This window comes from Bacillus coreaensis, from assembly GCF_050586445.1.
In the GTDB taxonomy this organism is placed as follows: Bacteria; Bacillota; Bacilli; order Bacillales; family Cytobacillaceae; genus Robertmurraya_A; species Robertmurraya_A coreaensis.
The window spans coordinates 60,757-83,083 of the sequence record NZ_JBOCCY010000006.1 but is presented as its reverse complement, the minus strand read 5'-3'; the positions used below and the strand labels follow the sequence as shown (position 1 = coordinate 83,083).

The 22,327-nt window shown below is 39.7% G+C and carries 23 protein-coding genes; 4 read left to right on the top strand and 19 right to left on the bottom strand.

Annotation, left to right across the window (positions count from 1 at the left end; genetic code table 11):
• Window positions 1–205: 205 nt before the first annotated feature.
• The gene (locus tag ACQ5H4_RS11355; RefSeq protein WP_430775028.1) at window positions 206–1,183 is read left to right on the top strand and encodes an ABC transporter substrate-binding protein; all 978 of its coding nucleotides are present in this window, start codon (window positions 206–208) and stop codon (window positions 1,181–1,183) included.
• Window positions 1,184–1,287: 104 nt separating this feature from the next.
• On the opposite strand, the gene ACQ5H4_RS11350 is transcribed toward ACQ5H4_RS11355, so the two are convergent.
• Window positions 1,288–2,460, bottom strand: a complete 1,173-nt coding sequence (locus ACQ5H4_RS11350; RefSeq protein WP_430775027.1) for an FtsW/RodA/SpoVE family cell cycle protein — start codon at window positions 2,458–2,460, stop codon at window positions 1,288–1,290.
• Between the two features lie 239 nt (window positions 2,461–2,699).
• Between ACQ5H4_RS11350 and spoIIP the strand changes: the two genes are divergently transcribed.
• Window positions 2,700–3,824 (top strand): stage II sporulation protein P, encoded by a 1,125-nt coding sequence (spoIIP, locus tag ACQ5H4_RS11345; protein ID WP_430775026.1) that lies wholly within the window; start codon window positions 2,700–2,702, stop codon window positions 3,822–3,824.
• A gap of 230 nt (window positions 3,825–4,054) precedes the next feature.
• Window positions 4,055–4,804: a (S)-benzoin forming benzil reductase gene (locus ACQ5H4_RS11340; protein ID WP_430775025.1), complete on the top strand. Its 750-nt coding sequence runs from the start codon at window positions 4,055–4,057 to the stop codon at window positions 4,802–4,804.
• Window positions 4,805–4,829: 25 nt separating this feature from the next.
• Here ACQ5H4_RS11340 and ACQ5H4_RS11335 read toward each other — a convergent pair whose 3' ends face one another.
• The gene (locus tag ACQ5H4_RS11335; protein ID WP_430775024.1) at window positions 4,830–5,690 is read right to left on the bottom strand and encodes a GNAT family N-acetyltransferase; all 861 of its coding nucleotides are present in this window, start codon (window positions 5,688–5,690) and stop codon (window positions 4,830–4,832) included.
• A 196-nt stretch (window positions 5,691–5,886) separates the two neighbouring features.
• Here ACQ5H4_RS11335 and ACQ5H4_RS11330 point away from each other — a divergent pair, with 196 nt between their 5' ends.
• Complete coding sequence (locus ACQ5H4_RS11330; RefSeq protein WP_430775023.1) at window positions 5,887–6,024, top strand: hypothetical protein; 138 nt, start codon at window positions 5,887–5,889, stop codon at window positions 6,022–6,024.
• A 32-nt stretch (window positions 6,025–6,056) separates the two neighbouring features.
• Here ACQ5H4_RS11330 and ACQ5H4_RS11325 read toward each other — a convergent pair whose 3' ends face one another.
• The 17 genes from ACQ5H4_RS11325 to ACQ5H4_RS11245 form a co-directional block, all read right to left on the bottom strand.
• On the bottom strand, window positions 6,057–6,284 hold the full coding sequence (locus tag ACQ5H4_RS11325; RefSeq protein WP_430775022.1) for a hypothetical protein: 228 nt from the start codon (window positions 6,282–6,284) through the stop codon (window positions 6,057–6,059).
• 63 nt (window positions 6,285–6,347) lie between these two features.
• The gene (locus tag ACQ5H4_RS11320; protein ID WP_430775225.1) at window positions 6,348–7,298 is read right to left on the bottom strand and encodes a nuclease-related domain-containing protein; all 951 of its coding nucleotides are present in this window, start codon (window positions 7,296–7,298) and stop codon (window positions 6,348–6,350) included.
• A 262-nt stretch (window positions 7,299–7,560) separates the two neighbouring features.
• Complete coding sequence (locus ACQ5H4_RS11315; protein ID WP_430775021.1) at window positions 7,561–10,596, bottom strand: MMPL family transporter; 3,036 nt, start codon at window positions 10,594–10,596, stop codon at window positions 7,561–7,563.
• A gap of 3 nt (window positions 10,597–10,599) precedes the next feature.
• Window positions 10,600–11,061: a MarR family winged helix-turn-helix transcriptional regulator gene (locus ACQ5H4_RS11310; protein ID WP_430775020.1), complete on the bottom strand. Its 462-nt coding sequence runs from the start codon at window positions 11,059–11,061 to the stop codon at window positions 10,600–10,602.
• Window positions 11,062–11,188: 127 nt separating this feature from the next.
• Entirely contained in the window at window positions 11,189–11,965 is a 777-nt protein-coding gene (gene aroD, locus ACQ5H4_RS11305; RefSeq protein WP_430775019.1) for a type I 3-dehydroquinate dehydratase, read from the bottom strand.
• Window positions 11,966–12,066: 101 nt separating this feature from the next.
• Window positions 12,067–13,233, bottom strand: coding sequence for a 1-propanol dehydrogenase PduQ (locus tag ACQ5H4_RS11300; RefSeq protein ID WP_430775018.1), 1,167 nt, complete (start codon window positions 13,231–13,233; stop codon window positions 12,067–12,069).
• Window positions 13,234–13,269: 36 nt separating this feature from the next.
• Entirely contained in the window at window positions 13,270–14,109 is an 840-nt protein-coding gene (locus ACQ5H4_RS11295; protein ID WP_430775017.1) for a DUF7973 family transport facilitator, read from the bottom strand.
• Window positions 14,110–14,140: 31 nt separating this feature from the next.
• Complete coding sequence (locus ACQ5H4_RS11290; protein WP_430775224.1) at window positions 14,141–15,535, bottom strand: aldehyde dehydrogenase family protein; 1,395 nt, start codon at window positions 15,533–15,535, stop codon at window positions 14,141–14,143.
• The gene (locus tag ACQ5H4_RS11285) at window positions 15,531–16,529 is read right to left on the bottom strand and encodes a cob(I)yrinic acid a,c-diamide adenosyltransferase (RefSeq protein WP_430775016.1); all 999 of its coding nucleotides are present in this window, start codon (window positions 16,527–16,529) and stop codon (window positions 15,531–15,533) included. The genes ACQ5H4_RS11290 and ACQ5H4_RS11285 overlap by 5 nt, the downstream gene beginning before the upstream one ends.
• Before the next feature lie 13 nt (window positions 16,530–16,542).
• Window positions 16,543–16,812, bottom strand: a complete 270-nt coding sequence (locus tag ACQ5H4_RS11280) for a EutN/CcmL family microcompartment protein (protein ID WP_430775015.1) — start codon at window positions 16,810–16,812, stop codon at window positions 16,543–16,545.
• Window positions 16,813–16,823: 11 nt separating this feature from the next.
• Window positions 16,824–17,603, bottom strand: coding sequence for a flavoprotein (locus ACQ5H4_RS11275; protein WP_430775014.1), 780 nt, complete (start codon window positions 17,601–17,603; stop codon window positions 16,824–16,826).
• 10 nt (window positions 17,604–17,613) lie between these two features.
• Entirely contained in the window at window positions 17,614–18,441 is an 828-nt protein-coding gene (gene eutJ, locus ACQ5H4_RS11270; protein ID WP_430775013.1) for an ethanolamine utilization protein EutJ, read from the bottom strand.
• Window positions 18,442–18,446: 5 nt separating this feature from the next.
• Complete coding sequence (locus tag ACQ5H4_RS11265; RefSeq protein ID WP_430775012.1) at window positions 18,447–19,079, bottom strand: phosphate propanoyltransferase; 633 nt, start codon at window positions 19,077–19,079, stop codon at window positions 18,447–18,449.
• 19 nt (window positions 19,080–19,098) lie between these two features.
• A complete protein-coding gene (locus ACQ5H4_RS11260) occupies window positions 19,099–19,386 on the bottom strand; it encodes a BMC domain-containing protein (RefSeq protein WP_430775011.1) in 288 nt (95 codons plus the stop codon).
• 1 nt (window position 19,387) lies between these two features.
• On the bottom strand, window positions 19,388–20,008 hold the full coding sequence (locus ACQ5H4_RS11255) for a BMC domain-containing protein (protein ID WP_430775010.1): 621 nt from the start codon (window positions 20,006–20,008) through the stop codon (window positions 19,388–19,390).
• Between the two features lie 15 nt (window positions 20,009–20,023).
• Window positions 20,024–20,482, bottom strand: a complete 459-nt coding sequence (locus tag ACQ5H4_RS11250) for a glycerol dehydratase reactivase beta/small subunit family protein (protein ID WP_430775009.1) — start codon at window positions 20,480–20,482, stop codon at window positions 20,024–20,026.
• A 5-nt stretch (window positions 20,483–20,487) separates the two neighbouring features.
• On the bottom strand, window positions 20,488–22,308 hold the full coding sequence (locus ACQ5H4_RS11245) for a diol dehydratase reactivase subunit alpha (RefSeq protein ID WP_430775008.1): 1,821 nt from the start codon (window positions 22,306–22,308) through the stop codon (window positions 20,488–20,490).
• Window positions 22,309–22,327: the final 19 nt, after the last annotated feature.

The window sequence follows — 22,327 nt, the reverse complement described above, 5'->3', positions numbered from 1 at the left end:
TACAAGATTCAGTCTATTGGATGCCATACTTACTGTCAATGATTTTGAGAATCATTTTCAATGATGCAAACAACTGTTTTTTATTATCTAATTGAAAATAAATCTCAATTACCTATTGACACCCTTTACAATTCATTTTATGATAATACCCGTAAGTGAAAATGATTATCATTAACAATTACATACACCATTGTAGGAGGAACTTATGAAACTTATTAAATTTTCTTTCACTATGTTAACCATTTTAATTCTGAGTCTTCTAGCAGCATGCGGAAGCAATGAAGAAGCGTCCACAGGTACTAATAATGAGGATGCAAAGACGAAAAATACAAGTTATACCGTTGAGCATGCAATGGGGACAACCACTATTCCTGATACACCTAAAAAGGTTGTTATTTTAACAAATGAAGGAACAGAAGCCTTATTAGCATTAGGAGTAACCCCTGTTGGAGCGGTTCAATCTTGGACAGCAAATGGAGACCCTTGGTACGAGCATATTGCTGAAGATATGAAGGATGTTCAAGTGGTTGGGTTTGAAACTGATACTCAAGTAAATCTTGAAGCCATCGCTGCTTTGCAACCGGATTTAATTATTGGAAACAAAATGCGTCAAGAATCGATTTATGATCAATTAAGTGCGATTGCTCCTACTGTATTCTCTGAAACATTACGCGGAGATTGGAAAGAAAACTTTGAGCTTTACGCAAAAGCGTTAAATAAAGTAGATGAAGGAAGTAAAGTGATTTCTGATTACGATAATCGTGTGTCTGACTTGAAAACAGAGCTTGGTGACCAACTTCAGAAAAAGGTATCCATCGTCCGTTTCCTAGCAGCTGATGTTCGTATTTATCAAAAGGATTCTTTCTCTGGTGTGGTATTAGACCAATTAGGGTTTGCTCGTCCTGAAAGTCAAGATGTGAATGAATTTGCGATCAAAGGCGCAACAAAAGAACAGATTCCATTGATGGATGGAGACATTCTATTCTATTTCACTTATGAAACAGGTGACGGAGCAGCCACTCAAGTTGCGAAAGAATGGATTGAAGATCCATTATTTAAAAACCTAGAAGTAGCCAAGCAAGGAAACGTTCATGAAATTGACGATGCTATCTGGAATACAGCTGGCGGAGTTATCGCAGCAAACCTGATGCTTGATGACATCGAAAAGTATTTCTTACAATAGTTAACTTCTTAAATTTGATATATATGACTAGCTCAGATTTCTTACCCCCCTCAACGGAAATCGAGCACTCCCCTAAAAAACCCTCGCCATAATGGCGAGGGTTTTTAATCATCACTTGAAAACATGTACTTTTTATGGTGATATCGGATCGAGAAAATTAAGCTAATTGCTAGGAAATTCCCCATTATTGAGCTTCCCCCATAACTAATGAACGGAAGTGGAATTCCCGTGATTGGTAAAAGACCAATTGTCATTCCGATGTTTTGAAACACGTGGAAGGTAATCATACTAATAATTCCGACACAAATATACGTGTAAAACTCATTCTTCGTTTCCATACCAACCTTTGTAATATGATAGATCAGTAAGAAAAACACACTAATAATTACGCTAGCTCCAACAAAACCAAATTCTTCTCCCACAATACTAAAAATAAAATCCGTATGACTTTCTGGCAAGTAGACTTCTCTTGTACCGTAACCCTTCCCTGTCGTTTCTCCTGAACCAATAGCTAGCAAGGAACGGGTCAGCTGAAAGCCAGTAGAGCTTTGATAATTGTAAGGGTCAATCCAGGAATAAATTCTCCCAAACTGATACTCCTTAACTCCGAGATACTTTTCTAGTATTTCAGGTTTCCATAGTACTAAGTAGAAAATGACTCCGATCAAAGAGATTCCTGCTGAAAAGATCGGCAGAAGAATCTTCCATGATACCCCCGAAATAAAGATCATTCCTATCATAATCGCTATCATGACAAGAGATGTTCCTAAATCTGGTTGTTGCATGACGAGCAGCAACGGTACCATCGTGATTAGAACAATTTTTCCTAATAAAATAAAATCGGTTTGAATCGTCTTCAATCGGTATTTCTCATGATGATCTCCTATTGCTCTGGCAAGTGCGAGTATAATAAAGACCTTCGTGAGTTCAGCTGGCTGAAATGACCCCATAAATGGGACTTTATACCAACTCTTGGCCCCATTAATAACAGGTGCAATACTAGATGGAGCAATAATGAGGAAGGCCAATAGAAATACACCAAATCCGTAGGCATACCAGGAGAGCTTTTTAAGCTGGTCCGAATCAAGTGTGATGACTGCAACAATAATCCCTATTCCAATTCCATACCAGATGATCTGTTTTAATAAAAAATTTGAATCATACTGTCCTGTCGATTGCGCACTGTAAATAGCAACACAACTCGATAAAAACAGAAGCATTAAGATAAATATTAAATGAAAGTCTATTTTAGACGAAGGCTGTTGATTTGAAGACATAATAATACTCCCATCTGAAAACATGGTATTCAATTCTCCATTATATTTTTAATTCTTATAAAGCACAACTCTTCTTTCTTGTTTGGGAATGATTACATATCAGACCTGTAACTAATGTACCGTACAAATGTGAAAAAAGTGAGAAATTGATATTTCTAAGACTGTAAATGACATGCTTGTTTCCTTTTTCTCTTCTGAAAATGTGGATAGGCTCATATAGTAGCTATGGAGGTGTTGACATGAAGTCTTCAAAGCTATCATTATGGACCTGTTTTCAGGGCTGGTTGGCTATCATGCTAGCTACGTTCTTATTTGCAGGAATCGCAACAACCTACACAAATGCCTTTACTTCTGAAACCGTCAAAAAGTGGATTTCGAATATTGACACACATGAATGGCTTGTTTATTTTGTAAAATCGGGAAACCACCATATATATAACGAAAAAGCGAGTATAACCGTTTCTTCCTTATCAAAGCTCGCTCTCAAACTGGCAACTAATATTCAACCAGAGGATACAAGAACGTTTCTAGGAAGAGAACTCCCTGGATTTTCCGTGTTTGATACAAATATCGTAGTTGCTGGTAGCGGTACGAATTTCACTAATCTTCCGATCGAATCCGCTCCACCGGTAGAAATATTATTACAAGAAAGAGAAATAGCAAAGGAAATGCTAAAAGAGGCTGAAGGTGGCAATACCCCAGTTGTAGCAGGAAAGAAAAGTGTATTTATCTATCATACACATAGCTGGGAATCATTTTTACCATTATTGAAAAATGCCAAGGAACCTGAAGAAGCTACGAGTAACAATGAATCAGCAAATATTATTGCAGTCGGGAAAAAGCTTACAGAGGAACTAAATACGAATGGCATTAGTGTTCTTCACGATACAACAAGCATGCCTAACCTATTAAAGGAGAATAATCTAACAACCGATCATTCCTACGATCTTTCCCGTAAACTCGTCCAAGAGGCGCTTGGAGGAAATGATGGTATCGATTACGTCATCGATATTCACCGTGACGCGCTTCGAAAAGACAAAACAACAGAGGTGATTAATGGCAAATCTTACGCAAGACTATTCTTTGTAGTCGGAAAGGCAAATAAAAATTACGAACAAAATCTAAAAGTTGCAACTGAATTAAATGAAATGATTGATGAAAAATATCCGAACCTGAGTCGCGGTGTTCTAGCAAAAGGACTAACAGAAGGAAACGGAGTCTACAATCAAGATTTATCATCCGGGTCGATTCTCGTAGAGTTTGGCGGAGTAGATAATAACTTAACCGAGCTGTACAACACGATTGAAGCCTTTGCAGAGATCTTTAGTGAATACTATTGGAAGGCAGAGAAGGTCAATGGATAAATATCATGTTCTCCCTCACCACTATTTATTTTTCACTTTTTTTTATTGTATCTCATTTTAGGCTACCACCTAATCACGATTGCTTGGCTTTCAGCTGGCATTATTACCTCGATTTACATTTTAATTGAGGATCAGCTCCTCAAATTTCAGCAATCAGAAAAAGACTTATGATGTGATGATTTTTTATCAGGTATGGTAAAATATCTCATATAATGAGAGGACGTGTTGTGATGAAATATGCAGTTGTTACCGGGGCTTCCAAAGGACTTGGTGCCTCGATTGCCGAAAGAGTTCTACAGGAACAATTCGGGCTCATTTCTATTTCTAGAAATGAAAATCCTGAACTTAAACAGCTTGCTTTGGAAAATGAATTATTTTATAAGCATCTAACATGTGATTTGACGAACAGTAGAGACACCGAACAAACCTTTTCTACAGTTGCCGAGATCATTTTTTCTAGTAAAGACAATGAAGTATTACTCGTTAATAACGCAGGTGTGGTTGAACCGATTGACCGAGTGGGGAGTTTAGATCATGAGGCAATTGAAATGTCCCTTCAACTCAATGTTGCTGCTCCGATGTTTACGACTAACCTTTTCTTACAAAAGGCAAACGGAACAAAGCTAACCGTTGTTAATGTTACATCGGGTGCTGCCGAAAGGCCGGTTCAAGGATGGAGTGTGTATTGTAGCACAAAGGCAGCATTAAATATGTTTACCAAAACTGTCGCAGTAGAACAAAATCATACAGGCAATGCAACGATTATTGGCTATAGTCCAGGAATTATGGATACTGATATGCAAGGAGTCATTCGCTCTTCAACGGAACATGCCTTCCAAGAAGTAAATAAATTTATTGCCTATAAAGAAAATGGGATGCTAAGAAGTACAAAAATTGTTGCCGATGCACTCATTGATTTGCTTCTTACTGAAGAGGTTGAAAATGGAAAAATTTATAGCGTAAATAATCTATTAAAGTAGCTTCCATTTTCTGAAGCTACTTTTTTTATGCTTGACTTGTAACTGGATGCTTAAAATAATCAGGCCATTCAAAAGGAGAAGAGGTTTTCACAAACAGTACATCATCAGTCGAATTTATTGGATGAACTTTGTAATTTTCAGGTTGATCAGGTGTAAAATGAAGATACACGTTTTCCCCTAACGTTGATAATACTTGAATTTGCTCGTCCAAGACTACTTCCCTTTTACTTATACAATCAAATAAATGAATATCACTGTTGATTACTTTATAAATAAGAATCGATTCACTTGATTCATCATAATAAAGATCGTTTGAAAACACATAAAGAAAATGGAAAAAGTTAATTCCTTCAGTATGCAAACTTGAAAATGCTTGTGACAGTGGCTTTCTATTGGTACTGTAGTCTTCGAGTAAATAGAGGTCTTTTTCTAGGTTTATCTTTCTGAGCGTTTTATCATGTTTTTTTGTTGGGAGTTCTTTTCTGAAAAGATGTTCTTTTCTTCGACTAAATCCGAATTTCGGATAAAAATCCAGAACCGTATGATTCGCAAATAAATAATAGAGGTCTACCTGTTTGTCATAATCCTCAAACACTTTTTGTAAAAGAGCCTTTGATAACCCTCTGTTTCGAAAATGTTCGTCAGTCATAACCGTTCCAATTTGTACGGCTTTTTTCAATTTCCCATTTATAAGAAGAGTTAGTTCATTCACCGACACATTGGCAATTATCTTGTTTTTCACGACAAACGAATACGGAATATACCGCTCATTCCAGTAGCCTTTTTTATACCAATCTTCAAACTGAATACCAAAGGTCGATAATGCAAGGTCATTAAAACTGTGCCGAAGAGTCATTTGGTCTTTGTAATTCTTTACGAATTCCATATACTTTCTCCAATAATTAAATTTTTTTCCTATACATGTATAAAATGGTAACACATTGGTGATGATAATAGTACAAGTGTAATTCCCCCTTTTTCTTTGACCTCCCAGTAGTGGAGGTCTTTTTCTTTTTTCATGGTTGAAGGAACCCATTGTGAGCCAAACTATCATCGAAGGTATTCTGAAAGGAGCTCATAACATGACTAAAAAGTATAATAAGGGCAGTAATAACCAAAATTCTCCTAAAAACCATGGCGTCTTGCAAGGAAGTGGCGACAATAGCAAAGGAAACAAACGTAATAAGGATCAAAACGATAAAACAGATCTTGATCAATGACATGAAAAAAGGTGCTGAAAATGCTTCAGCACCTATCTTTTTGGATTAATCTTGATCGCTGGTGTGTTGTACATAACATAGGTGGGAAGAGGGTCGGCTGTTTGATCATGGGAAAATGCCTTATCAATTTCCAAATTTGCTTTCGTTGCTTCCGTGTCACCAGGACTTGAAGAAGAGTGTACATCACTATCTTCAAGTCTTTCTGTCAGCTCAATATTTGCATCATTAATGGCTGCCACTTCATTTTCTTTATTTTGCAATTCACTCACCTCATGTATAGTATCTTTCCACTCTTCTTTCTTATCCGTCGATTTATTTGGCTGCTAATTTTTCAATGGATATGTCAGCTGGTAGGTACGGTGCTTTTTATCATAAGGCAGGTTTAGTTTTTGGAGTATCCGAGTTACTGTGTAGGCTTTTTCTATACGAAAAAATGCTCTTGCCTCTGCATTTGTCAAGCTTTGTCCAAAAAGGAAAAAATAATCTTCCAATGATTGGAGATGAGCGGTTTTGGAATAAGTTTGACATGATGGGCAAAACCAAGAACCATATGTTTTTTGCATGGGGAGATAATTGCAATTTGAACAGTGTACTCCTTTATACAGTTCAGTTGGTTGCATATCAAATCTTTTAAGGATAGGGTCCAAGTTTGGAGTGTGTTGTTTGATGAAATGCCGAGATATTTTCCTAAGTTCCTTTTCTGAGAGAATTTCCTTTTGGTTTGAGTACTCAATTTGGGAAATTTTCTGGAGAAGATATTCTTTTGGGATGATTGACTTGGTTGAGCCTGTGGATTTTATGATGGAATAAGGACTACTGATTACAACTAGAGAAGTAATTGGAAGCGATGGAAGGCGGTTTTTTCCTAACCAATACTCTAATTCCTTTTTGTGACGGTAAATTTGTGACAGAGGGTCTGCGAACGCCTCCTCTCCCCCATCTTTTACTCGAATGAGTTGATGAAAATTCTGATCAAACAGTAATGTTCCACTCATGTTTTTAATTTCTAATGATATGATTAGCTTTTTTGATAAGAGCAGAGAATCAATCTGGAAAAAGGATTGGCGTCCTAGTAGCCTCAGATCAAGAAAAATATGGTAATCTCCATCAGGAATATGACTCAGTTGGTAATCGACTTGCAATTCTCCTTTATAACCAGCTAGGGACCTACCCAATGCGTCTTTAATGAAAGTGTATTGGGGGTGATCTTGGGAAGTTCTGCGTAAAAGTGCCTGTAATTTACGTGCATGGACGGGAAATTCACGGGGTTTCACAATCAAAAGGGCTCACTCCTCATATTTTTTATTGATTTATTCGTGGAATGGATTTGGTTATCCTTCTGAAGTCACAAAGTGTTCATGAACTTTTAGTAGTTGTTGTAAGTTAGTAGTGTTTTGTTGCAACTATAGATAGGTTTCTTGCAACTTTACCCTGGTTTGTTGCAACTTTTGAGATTCGACATACATTTAGACAAATTCCGACTACCGCCCACCATTAAAAACCCCGCCAACCAAGGCGGGGTTCCTACAATCTAATTTATTTTTCCCGTAAGAACGGCCACCAGTTGGCTTTTCCAAATGTTCTTACCATAACCGGGATAAATAATGGCAGAATCACAAGGGCATATAGGAATAATCCTACTAATACGATGGATGCAATTTGTAGTAAGGATAGCATTCCTGAAGGCATCATCGCAGCAAAGGTTCCACCTAGGATGACAGCTGCTGAAATGATCACTGTTCCCATTTTTTTCATTGATTCAAGCATTGCTTCCCGAATGGATAGATCCTTATATTCATTAAAACGGTCCATTAAGAAGATACTATAGTCAACTCCGAGTGCGATTAAGATAACAAAGCCGAAGAATGGTACGGCCCAGCTAATTCCTGTATAACCTAAGAGGTTAACAAATATCGCTTCATTAATTCCCATAGATGTGTAGAACGTTAAAATCAACGATGCAATGATATACGCTGGCATAATCATTGAACGGAACAGAATGACTAAGATGATGGTGATCCCCACTAACATCAGCACAACAGTTCGCGAGTAATCTTCTCCTGAAATTGCATCAAGGTCAGCATTTGTTCTTGTCACTCCACCAACGGCAACCACGGCATTTTCAAGCTTCGTATTCGCTGTGGCACTCTTGACCGCTTCATTTAGTTTATCCACTTGATTGATGGCCTCATTGGAGTAAGGATTTGCTTCAAGTATGACATCAATCGTCATTACTTTACGATCATTAGACATATAGGTGTCTAATACCTGCACAAAATCTTCACTTTCAAGAACCTCAGGTGGTAGATAGAACGCACCATTGTCGTTTTCAGAAAGACCTTTAATATAGTCTTGAGCCGAGCCTAATCCATCTGAAATTTGATTTAAGCCATCCACACTTTGGTTCAAGCCATCTGTTAGTTGACCTAATTGACCACCTAATTCACCAAAGCCATCTGCAAGCTGCTGTTGACCGTCACGAATTCCTGCTAAGCCAGAAGTTAGCTTTGGCATATTATCAACAATTTGCCCTTGACCGTTTGCAAGCTGATTGAGGCCGACAAGCTGTTTGTCAATTCCAACGATAAACTGCTCTAAACCAGAAACAATTTTCTGTTGGTTCTCATTAATGACGGCAAATCCAGCATTAGCCTCAGCCATGCCACTAGCTACTCCAGCTAATTGCGGCTGAACCGTTTGAACCGTTCCCTTTAATCTTTGATAAGATTCATCCATTTGTAACGCAGGATAACTGCTTTCTAGAGCGGTAAAATACTGTTCAGTAGAAGCAAGTGCGGCAGAGAGCTCGTTTAAACCAGCTCCCATTTGTCCATAAGCGCCAGCAAGCTTTTTATACTCAGCTAACAGCTGCTCCGCACCCGACTTCACGTTTCCAAGCTCTGTTTTGATTTGAGCAGAACCTGCTGCTCCTTGACGTATACCATCTTCAATTTTTGCTAAGTTTGTTTGAATTTCAGTTAATCCTGACTGAACCTGCGATGTTCCCGTTACGAGTTCTCCAATCCCCACTGTTGCCTGTTCAATTTGTGGTGCCGAACTCACAAGACCATCACTTGCTTCTTTTAGACCTGAGCTAATTTGATCAAGTCCTTCTTTTCCTTCCCCAAGCCCTTCTTGTAACGTATCAGCTTGCTTGGCGATTAAAAAGTCTTCAATCGGTTCACCCGTTGGTCGTGTCACCGAACGAACGGTGTCTACTAGTGGTACGCGTGCTAACTGCTTACTAATTTCTTCAACTAAATTAATATATTCCATCGAATCCATTGCCTCATCATTTTTTAAAACGATTTGGGTTGGCATCGATTCCCCCGGTCCAAAGCCATCAGCAATGGCATTAAAGGCACGAATAGAATGGACATCTCCACTGATTTCTTCTAGAGAATTATAAGAAAGTTTACCATCGTATGTGACCAAGAACGGTACACAAACAGCTGCTACTATAAGAAGTGCAATCACTGGACGCTTCAGAGAAAATTGACCAACTACACCCCAGAATTTGCTTTCTCCGTGTTCCGCCGTACTCTTTGAAGGCCAGAAGATTTTTCCACCAAGTACAGCCATAAAAAATGGAACAATCGTAAACAAGGCAATCAACAAAAGTCCTACTCCAACCGCAACAGCTGCTGCTGATTGATAAAGCACAAATTTTGAAAATCCGATTGCAGCAAAACCAATCATAACAGCTAATCCACTGAAAAATACCGTGCGGCCGGCATTACGATACGTCGCTACGATCGCATCTGCACGATTTTCGTAATGTGTAAGTTCTTCTTTATAACGGCTTAGTAACAGGATACAATAGTCCGTTCCTATCCCAAATAATATTGCCACAAGGAAAATCTGTGTATAACTCGAAACCGGAAAATCCAATTTATCTACTAAAATCGAGACAATCGATTGAGCCGCTAAATAGGAGAATCCCACCGTTAACAATGGGATGATCGGTGCTACTACCGAACGGAATACGAGTAACAATACTACTAAGATAAAAACAACGGTGATTCCTTCTGTCTTTTTTAGTCCTTCTTGAGAGCTTGTCATTAAGTCTTCATTGATTAACCAGTTACTCGTATAATCGTGGTCGACCTTCACGTCCTCAATCGATTCATAAAGGGCTTCACTTAGTTCTTTCGGTTCACGATCCTTCCACTCAATGGAAAGCGAGGTAAGAATTGCTTTCCCATCCTTCGATACCAACTGTTCTTCTAGAATCTCCTCATTAAAATGAGTTAGAATTTCTGTAATCCCAAGCTCTTCTTTTTTGTTTTCAAGTGCCCGAATCGCTTTTTCAGCTTCCTGTATTTCTTTATCCGTTAATTTTTCCTCACTATGAAAAACGAGGGCGACCTGCGTATCATCTCCTCCGCCTTCCTGTTCTTGGACATTTTCCATAATGTCAGACGCTAGTGAAGAGGAATATCCTTCTGGAACATCAATTTGTCCCTTCTCACGAACAAGGTCGGCCATGTTGGGAGCTAGCATGAACAGTCCAACAATTAGAGCAATCCATGCCACTAACACTAACCACTTATTTTTAATAATCGCATACATGGGCTAATCCTCCAGTTGATTCTTCTTTGTTTCTAAAAGTACATCATGCAATTTCTCGTATGACTGAATAAACATTTCGATTTCGTGTTGGTCGAATTTCGTGATAATCGACTCCACCAATTTATGAATTCTAGCTTCCGTTTCTAAATAAAGCTCATTGCCTTTATCCGTTAACGTTAAGTACACCACTCGACGATCATTTTCATCTCTCGTTCTTTTTATAAAACCCTTCGTCCATAATCGAGTAATAATGGCAGTGATCGCACTCTTTTTCACAGAAAAAACGTCGGCAAGCTCTGACGATGTACAAGAATGATTTTGATAAATGTAACGCAACATATAATGCTGCTCACTTGTTAGGTCGCAATCAAGCTGCTCCTTAACAAGTGCTTCCCCTATCTTATTAACGGAAAAAGATAGAGAAATATATTTATTTACCACTTCTTTAATATGCTGGTCTGGCACCCTATCACCTCTAAAAATAGTTTCATCATTTAATTGTTCAACTGTTTAACTATCTACTCAAATATCATAATGGAGACATATATTTGTGTCAATGAGTAAAAAAAAACGAACCAATAAAATTGGCTCGTTACTTTTGTAAGCTATGATGAATGACTTCTAGTGTTCGTTTGAGATCAGTTACTTCTACTTGTCCTGGTGCTGATGCTTTCTTTAACGCTCCGAATGTCACGCTTGATCCAAATACTTCACCAGATAGGCGACTAATGGCGCCTTGCCCTGCCATAGACATGGTGATAATCGGAGTATCTGGATGCTTTTCTTGCATCTCAACAGTCGCATCCAACAGTGCTAGCACATCTCTAGCAGAGGTCGGCATCACTGCTATTTTGGGAATATCTCCACCTAGCTTCTTACCGCGCTCAAGAATTTCCACCATTTTATCCTTAGATGGTGTAGAGGCAAAATTATGGCTAGAAAGGATCCCTAATCGACCATTCTCATGAATGATGGAGAGAATCTGACTAATATCCTCATCTCGATGACGTAGCTCAATATCTACTAAATCTACCAAACCTGACTTTGCTACCGCTTCATTCAAGTCGAAATAATAGGAAGGATGAATTTCCTTTTCCCCACCCTCTTCTAGGCTTCGAAATGTAAAAACAAGAGGAAGCTCTTTCAAACGCTGATGGATAGTTGATAGTGTAGTCATCACCTTACTGAGGTCTTCACTATCATTGAAAAAGTCTACCCGCCATTCAACCATATCGACAAAATCCTTATTTAATTGAATAAGATCTGCCTCTGCTAAAAGGTCTGCCACTGTTCTCCCTGTCATAGGTACACAAATCTTCGGTGTTCCAACGCCAATACGAATATTTTTTACCGTAATAAAATTCGCCAAGCAACGATCCCTCCATTCTTTCCCTCTACTTTATCCTACAACTGCTCTTCATGACCACAAAAAAATAGGATACTCTCCAAAAAAGAGTACCCTTTTTTCCGTCATGCAGTTCCCTTGTATACTATTTTTAACAGCTGTTTTAAATCTTCTTCTGTAACCTCCTTTGGGTTAGCAGGGGTACAAATATCGTGAAGTGCTGAACATGCCATTTCAGATAAAGCCTTTTCATAATCTCCTTCATCAATTTTACATTCCTGAAGACTTAATGGTATACCCATTTTTTTGTTTAATTCCACGATATGGGATATTAAGCTCTTGACCCCTTCTTCCGTGCTACTACAAGGGAAACCTAACATAAAGGAAATAGAGGCGTACTTTTTCGCTGCCCTGGACGTTTCTACTGTTCCATCAAATAATCCCGCATTGTAGGCGATTACATAAGGAAGCAAAATGGCATTGCTTTTTCCGTGCGGCACATGAAATCTACCACCAAGTGTGTGTGCAAGGCTATGATTGATTCCTAACCCCGCGTTCGTAAAAGCAATTCCCGCGATACAAGAAGCAACATGTAATTTTCCTCTAGCCTCTAAATCTTCACCAAATCGGTAAACTTTTAATAGATTCTTAAACACATCTTTAATGGCTTTTTCAGCATACATATCCGTTATATCACTCGCTTGTTTGGAAACATAAGCTTCAATTGCATGTGTTAGGACGTCCATTCCAGTATCAGCGCTCACGGAAGGAGGAACCGTCTTGGTTAACCCTTCATCGAGGATGGCAATATCCGGATACATAACTGAGTCACTTAAAGGTATTTTTACACATTTGACTTTATCTGTGACAACCGCATACGAAGTTACCTCAGATCCCGTACCGCTTGTTGTTGGAATAGCGACAAACTGAGGCTTCACTCCACAAGTTTCACCTGATAAGCGCTCTTGAACGCGAATAGCAAGTAAAAGCATAGCCTTTGCCGCATCAATTGGAGATCCTCCACCAACAGCTATCAAACAGCCTGGTTTTTCATTTACTAGAAGAGTTAATCCTTTTTCAACCGTTTCAAGTGAAGGATCCGGTTCAACATCGGAGAAAATCACATATGCCTTCCCTTCTTCACTTAATAGGTTTGTTACCTTCTCGACTATACCAATTTTGACCATTATCTCATCGGTAACAATAAAGATTTTGTCTGCCTCAATTTTACGTACATATTCTAACGAATCGGTTCCATAATAAAGCTTTGGACCAAGAAGAAACTGTTTCATTAAAAGATCCTCCAAATTCTCTCTTATCGTGCTTAGTTACATAAAGCTGAAGATGAATAAGCTACAGAGAAATATTGTTGTAGCAGGTGGATCAATATGGGTATCACAATTATTATTAAAAGTCCGACCCATAATTTCCCCAATAACCCCTGCAATGACGGCAAATATGGCACCGACCATTACACTTCCAGAAGCGACCGTTGCATAACCGGCAACTAATGTGACATGATGTGTAGCTGGAATGTTAAAACCAAATTGTACAAACATGAGTAGCGCTGCACTAATCACAAAACCAAGGACATTAATTTGAGTTAGATCAACTAGGTAAGAAACGACTGCTCCAACACCGAATGAGTAAATAACGATGAATAATAAATTATACTTATCTGGAAAAAATGCTCTCTTTGTTCCATCTGCATTTTGAAGAGTACCAAGAATCCCTGTATGGCCAAACGCATAACGAGAAATCACTCCCGAAATGAATACAGTTAAGGCTACTGTATCGGTTGGAATTTCTAAATAACCAAATAAATAATTTAATAGATACCCTATAATACCAAAGGCTCCCCCGACTAAAAGCGACATAGGATCATTATTGATGGTACTTGGAGAGGTTAAAATATCCATCCCATTCGATAATGCTTTTTTCCGATTCGCTTCATACGCTGCTGCTGCCACACCACCAGCAAATGCAATATGAGGGCCAAGCAGAGTGCCAAAAACGACACTTCCTAATATCATATCCGACCCACCACCAGCGATAATCGCCACACCAATAAGCCCAACTAACCCTGTAAAAATAAAGGCTGGTAACGCACCAATTAAAGCACCAAAGACACCGCCACCAAATGCTGCAAGTACAATTGAATAACTCATTGTCATGATCCTCCCTTAATCTTGCTTATACCTATCTGATTGATAAACCATCCACGAGTACACATCTTCTCTTTCTAGCAAAATGCTTAGCAGAAGTCAGTCCTTCTCCGGTCGGGCCTGCAATTGTAAAAGTGGTATACCCCACTCCTCCGACTCCAATACCTGCGTAAGAAGGGCCATTTTTAACGAAAATCGTTGTCTGAATTTCCCTTGCAAATTTGGTTAAGTTATCAATATTTTTTGAGTGCATAATTGCTGTGTGTCGGAAGCCATGCTCTACTTCAACAGCAAGGGTTATTCCTTCATCAACATTATTTACTCGTACAATAGGTAGAATGGGCATCATCAATTCCGCAAGTACAAGTGGATGGCGTCCCTCATTTTTGACATCAACGATTACGACACGAACCTCTGGGTCTACCTCTATTCCAATTTGTCTTAAAATAAAGTCCGCATTCTTTCCTACAAACTCTTTGTTAGCATGACCGTTACGAACAACCAAATCTACTAAGTTCTGAATTTGTATTGGATCGGTTAATTGATAAGCACCATTCTTTTTCATATTGGCAATGAGGGAATCGGCTACACAGTTTACAACAATAACCTCTTTTTCAGCTACACAAGGAAGATTATTGTCAAAAGAACAGCCATCAATTATATCCTTCGCTGCTTTTTCTATATCTGCACTTTCATCTACAAGTGCTGGTGGGTTTCCTGCTCCGGCACCAATTGCCTTTTTGCCTGTTGATAAAACAGCCTTTACAACAGCTGGTCCACCTGTTGCAACTAGCATTCGAACCTTTTTATGGCTCATCATTATGTTTGCTTGTTCGATGGAAGGCTGAAGCGTGCTTACGACTAAGTTTTTAGGTCCACCCACGTTTGAAATGGCTTGATTAATGATTTCAATGGTTTTTAGAGATGTTCGTTTAGCTGTCGGATGGGGGCTAAAGACGATTGAATTTCCGGCAGCTAGCATTCCAATCGTATTACAAATGATCGTTTCTGACGGGTTAGTGGTTGGCGTTATCGACCCAATTACCCCGTATGGTGAGAGTTCTTCAAGTGTTAGACCGTTGTCTCCTGAACAAGCTACTGTTGTTAAATCCTCCAATCCCGGTGTGTTATTAACAGCTACTAAATTTTTATTAATTTTGTCTTCCACACGCCCCATGCCTGTTTCTTCAACAGCCATTTCAGATAGAAGTTCAATATGCTTTCTAAATTCACAGCGAATCGACTCGATGATTTTTCCTCTTTCCACGAGAGGTAGTTTGACAAATTCCTTTTGAGCCAAAAATGCCGCTCCAATTGCGTCATTCATTTCCGGGTAGAGACCATTCTCACCATTTGTTGGTGAGTCTTCCTGACTGCTTAATCCGACGAGAACCTGCATTACAATATCTTCAATTTGTTTTACTTCAATCATTTGAATTCACCTCTATTAATCTTTCAAAAACCTCTATTGCATAGGTAGCTAGTAAAATATCCTCTTCCACCATTCCACCACTGACACCGATCCCACCAATAATTTTTCCATTAACCGTTAATGGAAATCCTCCTCCAAATGGAACAATTCTGTTTTGATTAGATTGGTGGAGGCCAAACAATTCAGCACCTGGCTGAACAAGTGGTGCAAGGTTATGTGTGGGTGCTTTCAATGCTACAGAGGTATACGCTTTATTAGGAGCGAGTTCCACACTTACTAGCAATGCATCGTCCATACGATTCAAAAGAATAGGATTACCTCCTTCATCCACAACCGAGAATACAATGGGTACTCCTATTTCTTCCGCTTTTCTTTCCACTGCTTTTGCTAGCTTTTTAGCTAGATTAAGATCTACCTTTAGGAGAGAAGAGGATGCGTCCACTCGATCAAGCACTTTTGTAATCACTTGATCAACAAGCGAGTAATAAACTTCTGCTCTTGCTAGCATAAAAAGCACATCTGATAAGCGGTTAATATACTTAAGGAGCTCTTCTCTTATTTCTATCGTTTTACTTAGTTCAACCACAAGGCGTTCCGCTCTTCGAATAATGGAACGAGCTTGATGTAAATGAGCAGAGGCAGCCGTTTCTCCTGGTATAATGAATTCCGTAATGGGACCTAATAGCTCATCATACTTATCAATCACTCTTTCGAAATAGGCAATATCCTCAGTGGAAACAAGCTTCTTGATATAGCTTCTTCCCTTTTCGTCACTTGCAAGTTCAGCACCGACAACAAATAGTTGGCGCTGTATGTGATGAATGATTGTTTTTAGTTCTTCACTTCTTATGATCGAATAGGCGACACCGAGCACCGCATTCACTTCATCGAGCGTCCCATAGCTAGAGACCTTTAAATGATCCTTGCCAATTCGACTCCCACCAAGTAGCCCTGTCTCACCTTTGTCACCTTTTTTCGTATAGATGCTCATCTCTTACACATCCTTATTTGTTCACTTCTAAGCTATCAATAATACCAACAATGGCTGCATCAATGGCAGAATCAGGTTTTCCAAATACCGATCTAGCAGCACTCCCTTTTGTGACGAGCACTACCTCACCAGTACCAGCACCGACTGCGTCGACTGCCACCTCTGGAGGCCCTAGTATTTCTTCCTTTTCATTGATTCCCTGAACGATAAGTAGCTTCTTACCAACGAAGTCTTCTTCCTTTCGTGTTGCCACAACCATTCCAACTACCTTTGCAATATACATTTACCTCACCTTTATCTTTCGAGATGGATGCTAACACCAAATTCACTTGCGGCTTCTTTTGCCAATGCCGTAATAATGGTCTGTTTAGACACGATTAAATCCGCTTTTTCTTGCTTTGCTTTGAGTACAGCAATTCGACTCAACACTCGATCAGTATAATAAATAGTCGATTTCTCGACTGGATTTTCTTCTACTTCTGTTTCTCTAAACTGGAAAATAACTTTCCTTGAGGTTTCAGCAATATCTTTTGCTCGGACTAAGTGAATTCCATAGGCACGCAGTTGGTCTAAATGATGACAGTTCATGTCTAAATAGGACTTTGGTGATTGATGCATGTGGTATTTCTCTCGAATCGGATTCTTTAAGTCACAAGCATCATCAGCAGCAACGATTGGTGTTCCAGTCGTTATATAATGGGAAACGAGGTTTGTAACAGCAGAATCCACAATCCCTAATGAGATTTTTGTTGCAGAATTCAAAGTAAGTGTGGGAATGAGTAAAAGGCTAGTATCTTTATAAAATTCCCCTAACCCCTGCAGCTCTTTTTCATAGAACACCTCGTTTGTACCAAGGTCCTTTTCTATCACTCCAGGTAAAAACACATGCTCTGCGCTTCGGGTTAATAGAATTTTAAAGGACCAGCCTTCCTCCTTCATTGTCTTCAACTGTTCGAGGACATCTTCAAAGCCCAGTGCCCCGCCAGTAAAGACAACGATTGCTGTTTTTAACCGTTTGTTTAATCGACGAATGACTTCATTTACAATCTCTTGAATAGCATTCTCTAGATTCAATTTTCCCACCTCATTTCACACAATTCATAGCGATTCCAATCGGTGTGATAAAGAGAGGATTTTCCGGTTTAATCGTATCAATTCCAATTTCTTTCATAAAAACACTCTCAAAATCTTCAAAAAGACAAGCCCCACCTACGACGTAAATTTTATCGGTTGCAGAATATCGCAGATGACGGTTAACGATTGCTGCCATCTTTTCAATGACGGGTTTGACAACGGTGAAGATTTCGTCTTGTCTTCGATTGTCCTTTTTAAGCTTTTCCGCTTCTTCAAAAGAAACTTTATAATTTCCCGCAACAACTAAGCTCATATGTGTCCCACCAGTAGGTTCATCAGCCGTATAAATGACCTCCCCATTTTTCAGGATACTGATACCAGTTGTTCCTCCACCAACATCTACCACAGCACCATCTTTTACGCCTAAAAACGTGGCAGCTGCCGTAGGTTCATCAACCACATTGACTACTTCAAGTCCTGCAGACTCAATCACATTGGCAATCGCTTTAGCGTTTCCACCTATCGTTCCAGGCGGTACGGCGGTAGCTGCATACAATAATGGAACACCGAGTAAATCCTCAACCTGTTTTTTTAGATCCTTCACTATTTTGACTGCCCCAACATAATCCACCACAAGGCCATCCTTTACCACAGATGCTGGATAAAGAGCACCTGCAACCGGTTGATTAGACTCATCTAATACGGAAAGAACAATATTGGCTGTTCCGAGATCAACTCCAACCTTTAGCTCACCTTCAAACTGGTTCACTTTCTTTTCTTCAATTAAACTGGTAAAATCCCGAATGTACTGGTTTATATACTCTAAATTCACAGTCATTGTTTTTAACCTTTCATGATTTTTCCAATTGCTCCGGTACCAATTCCCGCTGCATTGGCTTCATCAATATCCAAATGCATTTCTTCAACAAAACGATCAGACACCCTAATTAATACATTGTTAAAGGTCACTCGACGGATTCCATTAAATTGAACACTAACCATCTCTTTATCTTGGAATTGAAATCTCTCTGCAAAGGGTGGAGAAACATGAACATGTCTTAATGCTGCGATAACTCCTTCTTTGATATCTAACTTCCCCTTTGGTCCAACAAGAGTAATTCCTGGGGTACCAGCGACCTTTCCTGATTCTTTAATTGGTGCCTTTACACCTAGCTTATAGCTATCTGTTAAACTAATTTCTAATTGTGTTAAGTTTCTAACTGGACCTAATATCCGTACGTTTTCAATTGCTCCTTTTGGACCAACGATTATAACGGTTTCGTTCGCAGCAAATTGGCCTGGTTGCTTAAGGCCCTTCATCTTTGTAAGTTCAAACCCTGTTCCAAATAAAGCTTCTAAATCTTCCTTTTTTAGGTGCAGATGGCGGTTTGAAACACCTACAGGTACATATGGTTGTTCTTCTAATTCTTTTATTCGTTTTACAACCTCTTGGACAATAACCCCATAGTCCCTCATTCCATCATCTCCTGAATATTTAAACTTCTACTTTCTCTATCTTAGGAATTAATCTCTCAATTTCTGAGTGTGGTCTTGCAATCACATGAACGGATACCACTTCCCCAACTCGTTCAGCTGCCGAAGCACCTGCATCTGTTGCTGCCTTCACTGCTCCAACATCACCGCGTACCATTACGGTAATAAGACCGGAACCAATTTTTTCATAGCCGACCAATGTCACATTCGCTGCCTTCGTCATTGCATCTGCCGCTTCAATAGCACCAACCATGCCTTTTGTTTCAATCATCCCTAATGAATCTCTCATTCTATTTTCCTCCTACTGTTGCATGATAGTGAATGCACATCGTCCTAGCTTCCCCTTTTCTTCTTGTACAATTAGGGTCCTTACAAATATTACAAATCTCTTGGTCACTCGCTTCCATTAATGGATCATCATCTTCATTTGTACTAACATTCTCCTGGTCATCCTGCTCAACACACTTTTTTTCCGGTTGTTCCTCCATCACTACTTCGACTGGAGGCTCTTCTATCATTACTTCCTCTTCTTTTGTTAACTCCTGATCTTCTATTACTTTCTCGAAACTTTCTATCGAAACTGCTACCTCTGCCTCTTTTTCTGCTTCCTTTGACTTATCTTTTAAAGTCTTGATTTTTGGGTTGGTCATTTTTTCAATTTCATCGCTTGGTCTTGGAATCAAGTGCTTGCTTACAATTCGATTGACCCTCGAAGCTGCTGTACTTGCTGCCTCAAGCGCGGCCTTTACTGCACCAACATCTCCTTCAAATTTCACAGTGATCATTCCGCCGCCTTTTGAATTCTCATATCCTAGTAAGCGCACATTCGCTGACTTAACAGCTGTATCAGCTGCAACAATGGCTGCAGTCATCCCCACGACTTCAATGAGACCTAACGCATTTCTCGCCAAAATGCTCTCCCCCCTTTACTTCATATTATTTAGACGCTGAACGACCGCTTGAACAATAAATGTAATCTCCTCTTTTGAAAGCACACGCAATTCCTCATCAGATCTTTCCTCCGAATGGAATACTTCCTTAAAGGGGATATTTTTTACAATTCGAGCCGCATTTGCTCCAAGCGTTCGTAACAATCCTTCACTCGACTGTAGTTCGAATTCAAAAAGCGGCTTATCGTATGGCAATTTATTATAGTGAACAACTCCGTAACCATCTTCACTAATCCCAATACCTACTCCAAGGTTGGAGCTTCCAGCCGCTCTGTATCCTAACGCTAAAGCGGGTTCAGCATTATGCAGCTTTACAACATATGGAACCCCTTCTTCTTCCATTCCGTGTAAGAGATGGTTCACCAAGGTAGGCTCTTTTACCGTGCTGCAATAATACACATGGATCGTTGGGGAGTGTTCGTTATCAAACTTCAATGAACTCATCTCCCTTCCTTCAATGCCATAATCAATCCAGTTGCCACCGCATTTCGAGGGCCTTCCGTTCCTCTTATATTCCCTCTTCCTGCCACCACACCATAATGTGATAAGGAATCGGTCACAAGCTGCGGCACTTCGAAATCCAATGCAGAGCCTCCTACTAAAACAACAAACTCAATATCTCGAATATTTCCTGTTGGACAAACCATACTTAGTGCACGAATGGCATTTGTCACAAACACCTTTTCTTTGGCCGAACGCCGAATTAGTTTGATTTTTTCCACGGAATGATTCCCAGGAATCGGAATAAGATGTCCTTCCTTTAAGATAACTACCCTTGCGAACACCTGTGGATCCAGTGGATGTTCAAAAAACTCAACCGTTCCATTTTCATGTCTGATATGGAAGAGACTCTCCACTTTTGCAAGCGGGTATTTCTTTATATCTTCTGCCAAATCTAAATCCTCAAGGCCAAGCTCTGAATTAATAAGCAAAGTGACCATGTTACCTGCTCCAGCTAGATGTACCGAGGTGGTTTTCCCTTCGGTAATCATGATGGATGCATCGGTTGATCCTGCCCCCATATCGAGAATAGCAATCGGTATATTGGTTCCGGGTGTTGACAGGGCTCCTCTTATCGCCATATCTGCTTCTACCCCGCCAACCTCAACTTCTACATTGATCTCTTCCCTTAGTTTTTCAGCAATCATTTGCATTTGTAGCTTATCGGCCTTCACCATCGCTGCAATTCCCACGGCATTCTCCATTGAAAATTCTTCAGCGAGTCCTCCCTTCACCATTTGTGGAATAAAGGTATCCACTGCCAATAAGTCCTGGATCATTATGTCATTTGGATTTTGCTTTGTCAGTTCAGCCATGACCTGTCTAACACGTTCAAGCATTCCTCCTGCATTCGTTCCTGGTTCTCCCTTGATGTCTTGAACAGGTGAAACGGATGTGAGTACTTCCATAATCCGGTTAGCCCCTTCATCCACATCAACAGAGCCTTTTTTGCGAGTGCCAATGATTTGAATCTTACCTGCTGGAATACTTCTTGCCTGTACGTCACCTGCTGGTGTCTTTATAACAACGGCCGACCGATTTCCGATAATTGCTCGTGCAATTGGTACAATCATTTTCGTTTCTTCCGCACTTAGTTCAAAAACGGTAGCGATTCCGTAGGGGTTTGATAATACCTCTACCACACCTCCAGGGGGAGCCACTTCAATGGCCGCTTTCATTCCGACAGGTACCCTTTCTAAAAGACTAACCTCATCAACAATCGGAATTTTCTTGTGTAGACGATTGTTAATTAAGACTCCATCATCCTTCTGAACAACGGCTCCAGTCACATGAACTCCTTTGGAAACCGCTTCGTTTATGAGCTCCGCTGCAATAGTGAAATCGACATGCTTCCCAATTAATGCAATGATATTACTCTTTAAATCTTCCTGTTGGAGCTGTTCAACCGGCACTGTTTTACCCATGCCAATTCCTAGTCCCCCAGGTGTAGCTGGGTTATGTCCGATCATGGTCGATTCAGTAATAATCGTTTCCGTGATTGTTTCCATTGCGACGTCGCCTATTACTGGAGCTGCTTCATTAATACGAATCAAGTCCAAGTCCTCTACTGATTTCCCCACCTTATGTAAGGCTTGCTTAAGTGAATCCAAGACACCGTGAATATTTTGTCTTGTTCCCTTAATTCCGGTGGTACTGACAATACCAGTTGCTAAAAATTTTATTTCATTAGAAGAGCTGACTTGAGCTAAAGCTGTTTCTGTCGTGGCATTCCCTATATCCACACCTGCAACTAGTTTCATATTTTCAAACCTCCTGGTG